Annotated in this window: 5 protein-coding genes; 1 reads left to right on the forward strand and 4 read right to left on the reverse strand. The window is 73.2% G+C overall.

Annotated elements, in window-relative coordinates:
- Positions 1-53: 53 nt before the first annotated feature.
- The 4 genes from BM43_RS07420 to BM43_RS07435 all read right to left on the reverse strand — a co-directional run bounded on the left by BM43_RS07420 (position 54) and on the right by BM43_RS07435 (position 13,243).
- Entirely contained in the window at positions 54-11,105 is an 11,052-nt protein-coding gene (locus BM43_RS07420; protein WP_036056057.1) for a non-ribosomal peptide synthetase, read from the reverse strand.
- 105 nt (positions 11,106-11,210) lie between these two features.
- Positions 11,211-12,200, reverse strand: coding sequence for a TauD/TfdA family dioxygenase (locus BM43_RS07425; RefSeq protein WP_230676428.1), 990 nt, complete (start codon positions 12,198-12,200; stop codon positions 11,211-11,213).
- Positions 12,197-13,006 carry a thioesterase II family protein gene (locus tag BM43_RS07430; protein ID WP_052409205.1) on the reverse strand — a complete coding sequence of 270 codons (810 nt, stop codon included), beginning with the start codon at positions 13,004-13,006 and terminating at the stop codon, positions 12,197-12,199. Before BM43_RS07430 ends, BM43_RS07425 begins: the two co-directional genes overlap by 4 nt.
- 12 nt (positions 13,007-13,018) lie before the next feature.
- Positions 13,019-13,243: an MbtH family protein gene (locus tag BM43_RS07435; protein ID WP_013690465.1), complete on the reverse strand. Its 225-nt coding sequence runs from the start codon at positions 13,241-13,243 to the stop codon at positions 13,019-13,021.
- A gap of 531 nt (positions 13,244-13,774) precedes the next feature.
- Here BM43_RS07435 and BM43_RS07440 point away from each other — a divergent pair.
- Complete coding sequence (locus BM43_RS07440) at positions 13,775-14,608, forward strand: 4'-phosphopantetheinyl transferase family protein (RefSeq protein WP_036056053.1); 834 nt, start codon at positions 13,775-13,777, stop codon at positions 14,606-14,608.
- Positions 14,609-14,855: the final 247 nt, after the last annotated feature.

Consider the following 14,855-nt stretch of genomic DNA (forward strand, 5'->3'; position numbering starts at 1 on the left):
GGTCGCCCCGGCGGCCGCCGCGCATCGCTAGCCCTCGATCGGGCTTTGCGTGCTTACAGCGAATCGAGCAGCCCCTGCATCGCGTCGAGCGCCGAGCCGCCGCCGGCATCGCCCGCGCCGCCTTCGCGATCGAGCCGCGCCGCCAGGTCGGCCGCGCGCGGATGCGCGAACAGCAGCGCCAGCTCGACCTGCCGGCCGAGCCGCTCGCCCAGCCGCGCGGCGACCCGCACGGCCGCCAGCGAATGGCCCCCCAGCCCGAAGAAGTCGTCGTCGATGCCGACCCGCGGCAGCGCCAGCACCTCGGCCCAGGTCTCGCAGACCAGCGTCTCGGTCGGCGTGCCGGGGACGACATAGCTGTCCTCGTCATGCGCGGCGACCTCCGGCAGCGCATTGCGATTGAGCTTGCCGTTTGAGGTCAGCGGCAGCGCCTCGAGCCGCACGATCTGCGCGGGCACCTGCTGCATCGGCAGTCGCTCGGCCAGTTGCGCGCGCAGGCCCGTTATCTCGGCCTCGCCGGTCACGTAGGCCACCAGCCGCCGCGCGCTGCCCTCGCCGACGATCCGGCAGGCCGCGCCGCTCACGCCCTCGATGCCGCGCAGCGCCGCCTCGGTCGCGCCCAGCTCGATGCGGAAACCGCGCAGCTTGACCTGCTGGTCGGCGCGGCCCAGGTATTCGAGTCGGCCGTCGCGGCGCACCCGGCACAGATCGCCGGTGCGATACAGGCGCGCGCCCGGCGCGCCGTGCGGATCGGGTATGAAGCGCTCGGCGCTCAGGCCCGGGCGGCCGAGATAGCCGCGTGCGAGGTTCGCGCCGCCGATGCAGAGCTCGCCGATGCCGTTGTCCGGCACCGGCTGGCCGCTCTCGTCGAGCACCTGCAGCGTGGTGTGCTCCAGCGGCGCGCCCAGCGTGATCGGCGCGCCGGCCTCGAGCCGCGCGGCGCTCGACCAGATGGTGGTCTCGGTCGGGCCGTACAGGTTCCACAGCGTCACGCCGCGCGCATGCAGCGCCTCGGCCAGGTCGGGCGGCAGCGCCTCGCCGCCGCTCAGCGCCGTGAAGCGCCCGCGCCGGCCCTGCCAGCCGCCGTCGAGCAGCACCCGCCAGCCCATCGGCGTGGCCTGCATGACGGTGGCGCCGCAGGTGTCGGCCAGCGCCGCCAGCTTCGGGCCGTCGATCACGGTCTCGCGCGTCGCCAGCTCGATGCGCGCGCCGCAGGCCAGCGGCAGGTACAGCTCCAGCGCGGCGATGTCGAAGGACAGCGTGGTGACCGCCAGCCAGACGTCGTCGGGGCTCAACGCCAGGCGCGAGCGCAGGCTGTCGAGGAAGCGCGCCAGCGCCCCGTGCGAGACGCCGACGCCCTTCGGCCGGCCGGTCGAGCCCGAGGTGTAGATCACGTAGGCGAGCCGGGCCGGATCGAGCGGCGGCAGGTCGAGCGCGGCCTGCGGATCGGCGTCGGCCGGCGACTGCGTGGCAGCCGCGTCGATCTCGATTTGCCGATGCGCCGTGCCGAGCGCGGCGAGCCGCTCGCGGCCGGCAGCGTCCACCAGGGTGCAGGCCAGCGCGGCGTCCTCGATCATGCCGGCCAGGTGCGCATCGGGATACGCCGGGTCGAGCGGCACGTAGGCCGCGCCGGCCTTCAGCACCGCGAGCACGGCCACCAGCATCGCGCCGGAACGCGCGGTGCACACGCCCACCAGCGCCTCGGCGCCGATCCCCTCGGCGCGCAGCTTCAGCGCCAGGCGGGTGGCGCGCTCGTCGAGTTCGCGATAGCTCAGCGCCTCGCCCTCGCAGTGCAGCGCGATCGCCTCCGGCGAGCGGCGCGCCTGCGCGGCGATCCGTTCGTGCGCCGCCACGAAGGGCTGCGCCTCGAAGCTGCCGCGGCTCGCCACCGGCCGCGCGACCAGCGCCAGCTCGCGCAGGCGCGGGCCGCCGACGACGCCACCGGCCACGATCTGCCGCAGCAGCGCGCGGTAGTCGTCGAGCAGGCGCTCGACAGTCTCCCGATCGAACAGGTCGGTCGCGTAGCCGAAGGACAGCCCGATGCGCTCGCCCACCGACACGCCCAGCGTGAGGTCGAACTGCGCGGCGCTGCGCTGGCTGCCGAACGGGCTCAGGCGCAGCGTGTCGGCCACGCGCCGCTCGGTGGCGCCCTGCTGCACGTCGTAGTTGAACATCGCCTGGAACAGCGGCGTCTGGCTCGCCACGCGCTGCGGCTGCAGGGCGTCGACGATGCGCGCGAACGGCACGTCCTGGTTGGCCTGCGCGTCGAGCACGCGCTGCCGGACCTGGGCCAGCAGCGCCTCGAACGGCAGCGCGCCCGACAGCTCGGCACGAATCACCGCCGTGTTGACGAAGAAGCCGATCAGCGGCTCGATCTCGATCCGCTCGCGCCCGCCCAGCGGAATCCCGACGCGGATGTCGCGCTGCCCACCGTAACGATGCAGCAGCGCGTGGAAGGCCGCCAGCAGGATCATGAACAGCGTCGCGTCATGATGGCGCGCATAAGTCTGAAGGGCATCGGCCAGCGCCCGGTCCAGCTCCGCGCCGACCTGGCCGCCGAGGCCGTCGCGCCGAGCCGGCCGCGGCCGGTCGGCGGGCAGCTCCAGCACCGGCTGCTCGTCGCCGAGCGTGTCGCGCCAGTAGTCGAGCTGCGCCTCGAGCACGCCCGCGTCGAGCGATTCGTGCTGCCAGACCGCGTAGTCGGTGTACTGCACCGGCAGCGCGGGCGCATAGGCGCCGGCGTCGCCGCGCACGGCGGCCTCGTAGGCGGCGCTCAGTTCGTCGACCAGCAGGTTCATCGACCAGCCGTCGGTGGCGATGTGATGCAGCGTGAGCTGGAACACATGCGAGTCGCCGCCGACGCGCGCCAGCCGCGCGCGCAGCAACGGCCCATGCCGCAGGTCGAACGGCATGGCGCCGCCCTCGCGCAGCCAGGCCGTGCAGGCCGGCGCTTCCGGCGAGGCGAAGCCCGCCTCCTCCCAGCCGGCGCGCAGCGTGTCGTCGATCACCAGCCAGGGCGCGCCCTGGCGTTCGTCGAAGCGCGCATGCAGCATCTCGTGGCGCGCCACTACCGCGTCGAGCGCGGCCCGCAGCAGGCGCGCGTCGAGCGCGCCGTCGATGCGCACCGCCAGCGACAGGTGATAGGCCGGGTTGTCCGGCGCCAGGCGCCAGAGGAACCACAGCCGGGTCTGGCCGTGGGTGGGCGGCGCCTCGCGGCGGCCGGTGCGACGCACCGGCGGCAGCACCCGCGCGCCCGGCGCCGCGCCGGCTTCCAGCCAGGCGGCCAGCGCCGCCAGCTCGGCATGGTCGAACAGCGCGCGCAGCGGCACCTCGCGGCCCAAGGCGCGTTGCAGCCGCGCGGCCACCTGCAGCGCCAGCAGCGAATGGCCGCCGAGCGCGAAGAAATCGTCGCGGGCGCCGACCCGCTCGATGCCGAGCACGGCCTGCCAGATCTCGGCGACGGTCGCCTCCAGCGGCGTGGCAGGCGCCACGTAGCCGGCGCTCGCGGCGTCGAGCGCCGGCAGCGCGCGGCGGTCGAGCTTGCCGTTGGGCAGGGTCGGCAGCGCATCCAGCACGCCGATCGCCGAAGGCAGCATATGCGCGGGCAGGCGCTGCGCCAGCGCCTCGCGCAAGCGCGCCGGCTCGGGCGCCGCGCCATTGCGCGCGGGCACCACGTAGGCCACCACGCGGCGCGCGTCGTCCTCGCCCTGCACCAGGGCCAGCGCCTCGGCCACCTCGGGCAGCGCCACCAGCGCGGCCTCGATCTCGCCGAGTTCGACCCGGAAGCCGCGTACCTTGACCTGCTGGTCGAGCCGGCCGACATAGGCGACGCCGCCATCGGGCAGCCAGCGGCAGATATCGCCGGTGCGGTACAGGCGCGAGCCCGGCGCGCCGAGCGGATCGGGCACGAAGCGCTCGGCGCTCAGGCCCGGGCGGCCCACGTAGCCGCGCGCCAGCGTGTGGCCGCCGATGCAGAGCTCGCCCACGCCGAGCGGCGGCACCGGCTCGCCGTCGCGATCGAGGATCCGGTACAGGCGCGAGGCCGAGGGCCGGCCGATCGGCACCGCGAGGCTGTCGCGATGCGCATCCTCGACCGGCAGCACCGAGGACACCACGGCGGTTTCGGTCGGCCCGTAGGTATTGACCAGTTGCACCGCGCCGAGCGGGCCGTCCCGCCATTGCGCGACGGCCGTACCGGGCAGCGCCTCGCCGCCGATCGTCATGCGGCGCAGCGCGAGGCCGGGCCGCGGCCGCGCCTGCCGCGCCCATTGCTTCCAGTAGCCGGTCGGCAGGTCGGCGAAGGTGACGGCGCGTTCGGCCAGCACGCGGTCGAATTCCTCGGCGCTCCATAGCGCCGGCCCGCGCATCTCGACCGAGGCGCCGATCGCCAGCGCCGGGAACAGTTGCTCGACCGAGGCATCGAAATTGACGGTCGAGAACTGCAGCACGTGATCGTCGACGCGCAGGCCGTGGTCGGCGAGGAAATCGTCGATATGGCGGCTCAGGGCGCCGTGCGTGAGCGCCACGCCCTTCGGCCGGCCGGTGGAGCCCGAGGTCGAGATCACGTAGGCGAGCTGCTCGGGATGCGCCTCGCCGGCCGGATCGCCCTCGGCCAGCTCGGGCGCCGCCAGCAGCGGCCCGACTTGCAGCACGGTGCGGCCCGCCTGCGCCAGCCAGTCGGCGTGACGCGGCGCGGTAAGCGCGTCGGCCAGCACGATCGCGATGCCCACGTCCTCGCACAGCTCGCGCAACCGCTCGCGCGGATAGTCGGGATCGAGCGGCACATAGGCGCCGCCGGCCTTGAGCACGCCGAGCAAGGCGGCCACCAGGGCCGGCGAACGCTCGACGCAGACGCCCACGCGCGACTCGGCGCCCACGCCGAGCGCGGCCAGGCGGTGCGCGATGCGGTTGGCGGCGCGATTGAGCGCGGCGTAGTCGATGGTCTCGTCGCCGCAGCGCACTGCCAGCGCATCGGGACGCGCGAGCGCGGCGGCCTCGAAGCGCGCGATCACGCCTCGATAGGGATGCGCCCCGCCCGCCTCGCTCGTCCCGTGCGAAGCCGCCACGGCGCTGCCGGCCTCGCCGGCCGGCCCCGCGATGCGCAAGGCGGCCAGCGTCTCGACCTCGGGCCGCGCCAGTTGCGCCAGCACCGCCTGATAAGCCTCGGCCAAGGCGTCGATGCCGGCCTCGGCCAGGCGCGTCGCGTCCCAGCTCCATTCGAGGCCGATCCGCTCGCCGGGCAGGATGCCGAGCGTGAGCGGATAGTGGGTCTGCTCGAACGAGGTCGAGGCGTCCACCGTCAGGCCCAGCGATCCATCGCGCAGCGACGGGTCGATCGGGTAGTTCTCGAACACCAGCAGCGAATCGAACAGCTCGCCGCCGCCCGCCCATCGACGCACCGAGGTCAGCGGCGTGTGCTCGACCTGGCGCAGCTCGACATTGCGCAACTGGATGGCGGCGAGCCAATCCTGCAGCGGCGCGTCGGCGGGCACCTCGATCCACATCGGCAGGCTGTTGATGAACACGCCCTGGATCGCGGCGGCGCCGGGCAGGTCCGAGGGACGGCCCGACACGGTCACGCCGAAGGCCGCCTGGCGGCGATCCGCGAGGCGCGCCAGCACGATCGCCCAGGCGCCCTGGATCAGCGTGTTGAGCGTGATGCCGCGACGGCGCGCGGTCTCGGCCAGCGCGGCCGACAGGTCCGCGTCGAGCCGGGCGTCGCGATGCCGGAAGCCCGGGCCGCCTTGCGCGAGATGCGCCTGCGCCTCGGCCGTCGAGAGCGAGGGCAGGCCGTCGAGCAGCAGCGCCGGCCGGTCCACCTGGGCGAGCCGCTCGCGCCACCAGTCGGCCGGCTCGGGCTGGCGCGCCAGCCAGTCGAGATAGGCGCCGAACGGCACCACCGGTTCGAGTTCGGGCGGCTTGCCCTGGCAGGCCGCCGCGTAGCTGCGCGTGAGCTCGCCGAGCAGTTGCGACTGGCTCCAGCCGTCGGACAGCGCGTGATGGTTGAGCCAGGCCAGGTCATGCGCGCCGTCGGGACGGCGGAACAGCGCGACGTGCATCAGCGGCGCGGCGTCGAGATCGATGCGCCGCGGCGCCTCCTCGTCGAACCAGCGCGCGAAGGCTTCCTCGTAGTCGTCGCGCTCGCGCCAGTCGTGCACCTCGAAGGGCAGCGGCACCGAGGCCTGCACGGCCTGCAGCATGGTGCCGCCGTGCGCGCGCACGAAGCGCGTGCGCAGCACCGGGTGCCGTTCGACCACGGTGCGCCAGGCCTCGCGCATCGCCTCGATGTCGACCGCGCCCGACAGGGTCAGGCGCTTGCGGTTCAGGTACGCGCCCGCCTCCATCAGGCTGTGGAACAGCAGGCCCTGTTGCAGCGGCGTGGCGGGATAAAGATCGTCGAGCGCGGTGCCGGCCAGGCCCAGCGCCTCGAAGCCGGCCTCGTCGAGCGCGGCGCGCGGGAAATCGGCCGCGGTGGCACGCGGCTCGGCCTGCTCGCAATGCGCCACCAGGCTCGCGAGCTCGCGGCCGAAGGCGGCCACCAGGGCATGCTGGCGCTCGGGCGAGACCACCGCCGGATCGAAGCGCCAGGTGAAGGACAAGCGGCCCTCGACGATCAGGCCGTTCAGCTCGACCGGATAGACCAGGGTTTCGTCGGCCGGCTGCTGGCTGCCCGATTTCTCGCTCGCGAAGCCGAACGGGCCGTCCTCGGCGAGGCTGCCGTCGAACTGGCCGAGATAGTTGAAGCTGATGCGCGGCGCCGGCAGCGCGGCCAGCGCGTCGTGCACGGCGGCGTCGCCATAGCTGCGCAGCCAGCCCCAGGAGGCGCCGCCGTCGGGCAGCGCGCGCAGCCGCGCCTTGGCGCCGATCAGCGTCTGCGCGTCGTCGGCGAGCGCCGGCAGCCAGGCCGGGAAGCGCGTGGTGAACCAGCCGACCGTGCGGCTCGGATCGAGATCCTCGCGCGCCGGGCCGGCCAGGTGCTGGTACAGGTCGCGGCCATGGCCTTCGAGCGCGACCAGCGCGCCGCCGCCGCCGAAGATGCCCGCCACCGCGCGCGACAGCGCGGCCAGCAGCAGTTCGTCGATACCGAGCCGGTAGGCGCGCGGCGCGGCGCGGCGCAGCGCCTCGGTGTCCTCACGTTCGAGCTTCCAGTCGATCAGGTCGCTGGTGGCGGCCGTGCCGGCCGGCGCCTCGAGCGGCGCCACCGCGTCGGCCAGCGCCGCCTGCCAGGCCGGCAAGGCGGCGGCGATGCGCGCCGGCGTGGCCGCCTCGCGCTGGGCCGCGGCCCACACGCTCCAGGGCAGCGCCGCGTCGAGCGCGATCGCGCGGCCGGCGACGGCCGCCTCGTAGGCGGCGGCCAGGTCAGCCAGCAGGATGCGCCAGGACACGCCGTCCACCGCCAGGTGATGGATCACCAGCAGCAGGCGGCCTTCGACGGCGCCGTCGGCAAGCTCGGGCGCGCGGAACGCCACCGCCTTGACCAGCCGGCCCGCGAGAGGATCGAGCGAGCGCTGCGCTTCCTCGCCCGCCTGTTCCAGCGCGGCGGCCCAGCGTTCGCCGGCCGGGCGCAGGTCGATCGACCGCACCGGCACGGCCGGCGCGTCGGCCAGCACACGCTGCTGCCAAAGGCCGTCGGCATCGCGCTCGAAGCGCAGCCGCAGCGCGTCGTGACGCGCGATCACGGCAGCCAGCGCGCGCTCGAAGGCCGGCAGGTCCAGTTCGCCGCGCACGCGCAGCAGGACCGATTGGTTCCAGTGCGCCTCGCCTTGCGGATAACGCGTGTGGAACCACGCTTGAATCGGAGTAAGCGGCAGCGGTTCGCGGATCTCGACCTGCTCGGCCTCGCCGTCGAGCGGCCGCATCACGGCCGCCAGGCGCGCCACGCTGGGCTGCTCGAACACCTGGCGCGGGCTCAGCAGCCAGCCTTGCGCGCGGGCCTTGGCGATCAGTTGCAGGCTCAGGATCGAATCGCCGCCGACCGCGAAGAAATCGTCGTCGATGCCGAGGTCCTCCCGCTTGAGCACGGCCCGCCACCAGCTCAGCAGCAGACGCTCGGCCTCGTTGCGCGGCTCGGCGCGCGAGCCCTCGGCCGGCGCGATCTCCACGGCCGGAAGCGCGGCGCGATCGACCTTGCCGTTCTGCATCAAGGGCATGCGCGCGAGCACGGCGATCGCGGCCGGCACCATGTGGGCCGGCAGTTGCCGGGCCAGCGCGCGCTGCAGCTCGGGGCCGTCGAGCGCGACGCCCGCCGCGCCGACCACGTAGGCGACCAGGCGCGCCACGCCGCGCTCGCTGGCCAGCACCACCACCGCCTCGGCCACGCCGGGCAGGCGCCGCAGCGCCGCCTCGATCTCGCCGGGCTCGATGCGGAAGCCGCGCAGCTTGATCTGCTGGTCCAGGCGGCCGAGGAAATCGATCGCGCCGTCGGCGCGGCGGCGGCACAGGTCGCCGCTGCGATACAGGCGCGAGCCCGGCGCGCCGAGCGGATCGGGCACGAAGCGCTCGGCCGTCAGCGAGGGGCGATCGAGATAGCCGCGCGCCAGCGTGTGGCCGCCGATGCACAGCTCGCCGAGCGCGCCGATCGGCGCCTCGTTGCCGTCGCGGTCCAGCACGCGCGCGGTGCGCGAGGCATAGGGCACGCCGATCGAGACGATCGCCTGCGAGGCATCATCGGGCGTGGTGGCGCGGTACATGCAGGCCACCGTGGTTTCGGTCGGGCCATACAGGTTGGCCAGGCCGATGCGGCCCAGCGGGCCGCGCTGCCATTGCGCCAGCGCGTCGCCGGGCAGGCCCTCGCCGCCCACCGTGATCTGCCGCAGCGCGGCCAGCGCCTCGGGCGGCGGCGGCGTGCGCAGCCACTGCTGCCAGTAGGCGGTCGGCAGGCGCGAGAAGGTCACGCGCGCGTCGATCAGGTGGCGGCTGGTGGTGTCGATGTCCCAGGCCTCGGGGCCGCGCATCTCGATCCGGCCGCCCTGCAGCAGGGCCGGCAGCATCTCGTGCAGCGCGACGTCGAAATTGATGGTGGAGGACTGCAGCTGCGTGTCGGCCGCGCTGATCGCGTGCGCGGCGATGAAGTCGTCGAGGTGGGCGGCGAAGGCGCCGTGCGAGATCGCCACGCCCTTCGGGCGGCCGGTCGAGCCGGAGGTGTAGATCACGTAGGCGAGCTGGTCGGGATGCGGGTCCGCAGGCGTCGAACCGGCGTGATCGCTTTCGGCCTCGGCGGCAGCCAGCGCGCCGACGTCGATCGCCACGCGCCCGGCGAACAGCTCGCCGCAGCGCGCCTGCGCGTCGGCATCGGTCAGCACCACCTTCACGCCCGCGTCGTCGAGCATCATCGCCAGGCGCTCGGCCGGATAGGCCGGGTCGAGCGGCACGAAGGCGCCCGGCGAGCGCAGCGTGCCGAGCAGCGCCGCGACCATGCCGAGCGAGCGCGTCATGCAGATGCCGACGCGTTGGTCGGGACCCACGCCGGCGGCGGCCAGCGCACGCGCCACGCGCGCGGCATGGCCGTCGAGCTGCGCGTAGGTGGCGTGCTGCCCCTCGCAATGCGCGGCCGGCGACGCCGCGTGCCGCGCGGCGCTGGCCGCGAAGCGCGCCGGCACCGAGCGATACGGCTTGGCCGGCACGCGCGCCTGCTCGGGCGCGGCCGCGCCGAGCGCGCCGAGCGGCTGGTCCGGCGCGTCGAGCACGGCCTCGAGCAGCAGCACGTAATGGTCGAGCATGGCCTCCATGGTGGCGCGCTCGAACACATCCTCGGCATAGGTCAGCGCGACCTCGAAACCGCCGGCGCGCTCGCGGGCGTCGAGCACCAGGTCGAAACGCGCGGTCTGGGTGCCGATCTCGTGGGTCGACACCTCCAGCCCCGGCAGGCGGATCGGACCGCCATCCTCGCCGAGGTAGTTGAACATGGCCTGGAACAGCGGCGTATGGCCGAAGCTGCGCTGCGGCTGCAGCGCGTCGACCAGCTTGGTGAACGGCAGGTCGGCATGCGCATGCGCTTCCAGCACGCGCTCGCGCACCTGCGCGAGCAGGGCCGCGAAGCTCGGCACCCCCGCCAGCTCGGCGCGGATCACCAGCGTGTTGACGAAGAAACCGATGGTGCGCGCCACCTCGGGCCGGTCGCGGCCCGCCACCGGCACCCCGACACGGATGTCCTGCTGGCCGCTGTAGCGGGCCAGCAGCAGCTCGTAGACGGCCAGCAGGGTCATGAAGGGGGTCGCGTCGGCGGCCGTGGAGACACGCATCAGCGCCGCGTGCAGCCCGGGCGCGAGCACCCGCGCGATGCGCGCGCCGGCGCCGCTGCGCAGCCCGGCGCGGGTGCGTGCCTTGGGCAGCTCCAGCACCGGATGGTCCTGGCCGAGCCGCTCGCGCCAGTAGTCGAGCTGGCGCGCGAGCGCGCCGTCGTCGAGCCATTCGCGCTGCCAGAGCGCGTAGTCGCCGTACTGGATCCCGGCCGTCGAAGACGGCGCCGCATTCGCGCCGTCGCCCTTGCCGCTCGCCTCGCCGAGGCAGGCCGCATAGGCCGTCGCGATCTCGCCGACGAACACGCCGATCGACAAGCCGTCCGAGACGATGTGATGAAGCGCGACATGCAGCACGTGATCGTCGGCGCCGAGCGAGACCAGCATGACGCGCAGCAGCGGCCCGCGCTCGAGATCGAAGGGCGCGGCCGAGCGGCTGGCCAGCAGCAGGTCGAGCGCGGGGCCCTCGCCTTCGGCCGTCACGGTTTCCCAGCCGAATTCGCCGGCCACGGCGGTCTGGTACGGGATGCCGTCGACTTCGTCGAAGCGCTGGCGCAGGCTCTCGTGCGCTTCCACCACGCGCGCCAGCGCGGCGCGCAGCGCGCCGATCTCGAGCCGGCCGCGCAGGCGCACCGCGCCCGTCACGTTGTAGGCGGCGCTGGCCGGATCGAGGCGCCACAGGAACCACAGCCGCTCCTGCGCATGCGACAGCGGGAAACGCCGCTCGGCGCCGGGGAACGGCACGATCGGCAGGCGCGCGGCGTCGATGCCGCGCTCGCGCAGGCGGCCGCGGAACACGGCGCGCTTCTCGGGCGGCAGGGCGACATAGGCCGTCGAGATCGACAGCAGATCGTTCGACACTTCGCTCACGGATTCACTCTTCAGGTTCGGTTTCGGAACGGCCGACGGCCGCCTGGCAGGTGCTGCCGGCGGCCGGGCCGAGGCGCGTCGCGCGCGGCGCGGGGCGGGCTCGCTTCAGCGCGTCATCGCCACCAGCACGCGGCGCTTGCCGGCGAAGGGCGCGCGGCCATGCGACATCAGCAGGTTGTCGAGCAGCAGGATGTCGCCCGCCTGCCACGGGAACGACAGCATGGTGTCGCGATAGACGGCGCGGACCTCGTCGAGGATCGCGTCGTCGATCGGCGTGCCGTCGCCGAAATAGGTATTGCGCGGCAGGCGGTCGGGCTCGACCACTTCGAGCATGGCCTCGCGCACGCCTTCCGGCAGGTTGGTCACGTGGAACAGGTGGGCCTGGTTGAACCAGACCGTCTCGCCGGTGGCGGGATGGACCAGCTCCGACTGGCAGACCTGGCGCGTGCGCAACTCCTCGCCGTCGTCGAGCCATTCCCAGGCGATCCGGTTGGCCGCGCAGTAGCGCTCCACCTCGGCGCGATCCTCGGTGCCGAACACCTGCTGCCACGGCAGGTCGAGGCCGTTGCCGTAGTTGCGCACGTACATCACGCCGTGCTCGGCGAAGCGGCGGCGCAGCGCCGGGTCGATGCGCTGGTACACCAGCCGGCTGTCGGCCACCGGCGTGGCGCCGCCCTGCTCGGCCGCGATCTCGCAATAGAAGCCGATCGAGCCGGGCCACTTGAGCGTGTAGGACTGCTCGTTGTGCTGGTCGATCCACTGGCTGGCCGGATATTCGGTCGAGGAGAACACGCCCTTGTCGACGCGGCTGCGCGGCGTCGAGCCGAATTCGTATTCGTGGATCGGTTCGCCGAAACGGCCGGCGAAGGCCTCGAAGCCGGCCGGCCCGACCGGCGCGAAGCCGCGCACCAGCACGCCGCCGTAGCGCGTCTTCTCGCGCGCGGCCAGCTCGGCCAGCGCCTCGGCGGCGCTCGCCAGCGCGGGCGCCGCGGCCGCCTCGCCGCCGGCCCCGGCCGGGCTCAGCACCAGCACGCGCGTGCCGTTCTGTTCGAGTTCGCGGGTATCGAGCGCCAGCGCCGGGCGCGTCGTCGTCATTGCGTCCATCCTGCCTCCGTCGGCAAGGCAGCCGGAGCCGCCGGTCGCGCCAGCGCGCGGCCGAGCGATTCGGCGACGCGCTCGAGCAGGGCCGGCAGCTCGGCTTCGAGATAGAAATGGCCGCCGGCGAAGGCGTGGAAGCCGCATTCGCCGCGCGTCGTGTCGCGCCAGTGCGCGACTTTGTCGGGGTCCGCGGTGGCGCTGTCGTCGCGGCCGGTAAACACCGTCACCGGGCAGTCGAGCGGTGCGCGGCCGACATCGGCCGGGAACGCGGCGGGATAGATGCCGCACAGATGGAAATCGGCGCGCAAGGTGGGCAACAGCAGCTCGATGAAGTCGCGATCGCGCAGCAGCGCCTCGGGCGTGCCGCCGAGCGCGCGCAGCTTGTCGACCATCTGCTCGTGCGAGCAGCCAAGCCAGTGGGTTTCGTGCTTGCGCCGCGACGGCGCGACCGAGGCGGAAGCGCCGAGCCAGACCGGCAGCTCGGCCCCGCGCTCGCGCAGCGCATGAATCAGCTCATGGGCGACCAGCGAGCCCATGCTGTGGCCGAACAGGGCGTAAGGCCGGCTGCGATCGCGGCGCGCCAGCAATTCGGCGCCCAGCACGTCGAGCAGGCTGGGCCAGTCGCTCAGCACCGGCAGCGCGCGGCGCAGGCCGTGGCCTGGCAGCTCCAGCGCGATGAGCTCGACGCCGTGCGGCAGCGCTTGCGGCCAGCGCCGGTACAGCGAGGCGGCGCCGCCCGCGTGGGCGAAACAGAACAGTTGCACGGGCGGCAAGGCCGCCGGCAGGCCGGCGTGGACCGACATCGCCGACATCGATCAGTTCGCCGCGCGCTTGGCGTCGTCGTCCATCGCGCGACGCAGGCTCGCCGGGCGCATGTCGGTCCAGACCTCGTCGATCCAGGCCAGGCACTCGGCCTTCTTGCCCGACTTGCCGGCCTCGCGCCAGCCGGCGGGAATCGCCTTGTATTCCGGCCAGATCGAGTACTGTTCCTCGTCGTTCACGACCACATGAAACGTCGTATCGTCATCGCCCCAGCTCATCGCTTGCTCCGTTCGACCGGCTTGCCGGCCAGTGAAAGATTGAATAAACGAATCTCATTTACACACCTCGGTGTGACGTGGCCCATTACGTCGAGCGAATCGAGGCGGCGTCACCGGGCCCTGGGGCCGCTGCGAAGCTTCTCGTCCCGCAAATGAGAATCATTGGCATTTGGTTGCGTACTCTGACGGCCGCGCCCCGCCTTGTCAAGTGACTTCGCGCTTTGGCGAGGGACTTTTCGCCCGCCCGGCGGCCGTTTGGCGGATTTTCATCGATTCGAAACAGAATCCTGTTCGAGGCATCCCCGGCCTGATCCGGGAGCATTCCACGCAGATTCTTGCGCGCCGGTTGACGGTTACACTCTGCAAATGAGAACCATTTGCATTAATTTTCAAACTATCGGAACATAGCGCCACTTCAAAACAGAACCAGAGAGAGCCGAACACCATGCATGCCGAGATCCAACCGCATGCCGTCGCGCAAGCGTCCGTCCCGAGGGCCGTGCGCGCCAACCCGGCCCGGGAGCGGCGCGGATGAGCGCTCGCCTGCCGCCCGCCACGGCCGACGAGGGCAAGGCCGACGATGCCACCCTGCCCGAGCGCGCCATCCAGCTCGCCGCCGATGTCACCTTCAGCGCCCATGCCCTCGCCGAGCAGCCGCCGTTCTGCGCGCAGCCGCTGCGCGACGGCGAGCTGCGCCTGTGGCTGCTGCGCCCCGAATGGCAGTTGCTGTCGAAGGAGGATGCCTTCGCGCGGCTCTCGCCGTTCGAGCGCAAGCGCGCCAAGTGCTTTCCGCAGCCGGCCATCGGCAAGCGTTTCGCGGTCGGCCGCGCGGTGCTGCGCGGCATCCTCGGCGGCATGCTCGGGGTGGCGCCGCAGGCGCTGGAGCTGGCCGACCATGAAAGCGGGCGCGTCACGCTCGGCTCGCCCGCCACGGCCGAGCCGCTGGAGATCGCCGTCGCCTATGCCGGCATCTGGATCCTGATCGGCGTAAGCACGCAGCCGCTCGGCCTGGCCACCGCGTTCTCGGTCGGCGAGGCGGTCGACCGGGACGAGCAGCATCGCATCCGGCTGGCCAGCGTCGCGCATGCCGCCGGCACGCTGTCGGCGGCCGGTTATCTGTCGCAGCCGCTGGAGGAACATGCGCATCGCGTGCATACGCACGATGCCGGCAGCTGGCGCGTGCTCGACCTGCCGATGCCGGGCCGTCAATGCGTGGCCGCGCTGGCCGCGCGCGAGATGCGCGAGGTGCAGGCGAGCGGCTGGAACACGTCGGTGAAGCTGCCGCCTTCGGCGCCGGCGGTATCGAACACGCGCGCCGCCCGGCACGCGCGCGATGTCGAGGCAGGCAGCGGGCGCGGTTTCTGAAGCGCCGTCGCGCAACCATGCGCGACGATGCGCGATCCTGCGCGCCGCCGCGCATCCGCCACTCACGCCTTTGCCTTCGCCTCGACGGCGGCTTTCCATCGTTCACAAACTTACTGTCCGGCGCCTGCCACGCGGGCCGCGACGACGTTGCCACGCCCAGGGCGCGTCGATATATTACGCACCACGCCTCGCGCGACGACGCATCGCGCAGCAGGCCCGAGGACGCGATTTCGCGACAGGCCGGCCG

The sequence above is a fragment of the Burkholderia gladioli genome, assembly GCF_000959725.1.
Classification (GTDB): Bacteria; Pseudomonadota; Gammaproteobacteria; order Burkholderiales; family Burkholderiaceae; genus Burkholderia; species Burkholderia gladioli.